The following is a 1,564-nucleotide window of genomic DNA, read 5'->3' as shown; positions in this document are numbered from 1 at the left end:
GATGAACATCATGGACGTGGACTGCTCTGCCCTTGTGGAAAAAGAGCTAAGTGACCATGGTGTGCGCATATATAAGGAAGATTTTATTACCAATGTAAAGGGTTCTAATCTGGTTCTCGATTCTGGCGAAACGATCCAAGCCGATTTCATTCTCATGAGCATCGGTGTATCGCCCAATACGAAATTGGCTGAGGACGCTGGTTTAACGATTGGCGAAACGCGAGGGATTGTCACAAACGAATATTTGCAGACGAATGATGCTTATATATATGCAATCGGAGATGCTGCAGAAAATAAAGATTTCATCACTGGCGGCGCCAAACGCGTTCCGCTAGCATGGCCAGCTCACCGTCAGGCATTTATTGTCGCGAAACATATAACCGGGGAAAAGATCCCTTTCAAAGGATTACTTGGTACAACGATTTGCAAAGTCTTCTCACTGGATGTGGCATTAACTGGATTAAATGAGCGAACATTGAAAGATAGTCCGATGAAGTTTGAAACGATTATTCAAAAATCTAAATCCAATGCTGGCTATTATCCGGACCATGCAAACATATTCTTGAAAGTTCATTATGATTCTGTAACCCGCAAAGTATTGGGTGCACAAGCAGTTGGTGGTAAAGGTATCGATAAACGAATTGATGTCCTCTCCACTGCCATTTTTGCCGGTCTCACAATGGACGATTTACAAGCTTTGGAACTGGCCTATGCCCCTCCYTATTCATCACCAAAAGATCCCGTGAATATGGTCGGTTACCGAGCTAATTAGAAAAGCGAAAAGCGTCACTTTAGCTCGACGCCGGCGCTTGAAAGGTTCCCTTTGCGACGAGTAACCTCAGGAGCAAGACATTGCGATTATTGAAAGAATTAATATTTCAGTAGAATCCATTCTTAATGAAATTGAAAAAATCGCTTGGGACTGTAAGTTGTCTCAAGCGATTTTTGTTTTTCGAGGAATATTGCTATGCGAAACATCTGTCAGAGCTAGTCCAATCTATGGAATCAATCGAATCTATTTATTCAAATGAAAATGATTCCTCACTGGTTGTCTCCATTCATCCATTTCAACCCGGAGATATTGGATATGTCGCCCACCTACATGGAAGGTTATATGCCAAGACATATAAATTCGGACGAATCTTTGAATATTACGTCATGAAAGGTTTAACTGAATTTATGATCGATACGGATGGTGGAGAGCTATGGGTTGCTGAAGTGAATGGTGAAATCGTTGGTTCGATTGCAATTACTAAGTCGAGTGAAAACGTAGCACAGCTAAGATGGTTTGTTTTAGATGAAAACTTTCAAGGAATGGGCTTAGGAAAGAAACTAATGGAGCATGCTCTTAATTTCTGTAAGGCACAAAATTATCAGCATGTGTTCTTATGGACGGTAAGCACGCTCAACACCGCTCGATATCTTTACAAAAAGTATAATTTTAGGCTGACCGAAGAAAAACCAAATGAAGAATGGACTGGAGAGCAATTAATAGAAGAACGATAGGAACTTGATTTTTCCGATGAAAACCAATCAAAATAAAAACGAAAAATCAATCTTGTTG

2 protein-coding genes are annotated in these 1,564 nt (G+C 40.5%); both read left to right on the top strand.

Going from position 1 to position 1,564, the window contains the following annotated elements; all coding sequences use genetic code 11:
- Window positions 1-772 (top strand): FAD-dependent oxidoreductase (locus AC1DSB_RS19080; RefSeq protein ID WP_477587398.1); only part of this gene is annotated, 772 nt, incomplete at its 5' end.
- Between the two features lie 227 nt (window positions 773-999).
- Window positions 1,000-1,506 (top strand): GNAT family N-acetyltransferase, encoded by a 507-nt coding sequence (locus AC1DSB_RS19075; protein WP_477531538.1) that lies wholly within the window; start codon window positions 1,000-1,002, stop codon window positions 1,504-1,506.
- The last annotated feature ends 58 nt before the right edge of the window (window positions 1,507-1,564 follow it).

It is taken from the genome of Paenisporosarcina sp. P4_E4_2, from assembly GCF_056401595.1.
This window is presented reverse-complemented; position numbering and strand designations above follow the sequence as displayed.

What these genes read in the sequence shown, in the direction of transcription:
- AC1DSB_RS19075 (WP_477531538.1), top strand. Translation starts at nt 1,000, where the DNA reads ATGGAATCAATCGAATCTATTTATTCAAATGAAAATGATTCCTCACTG.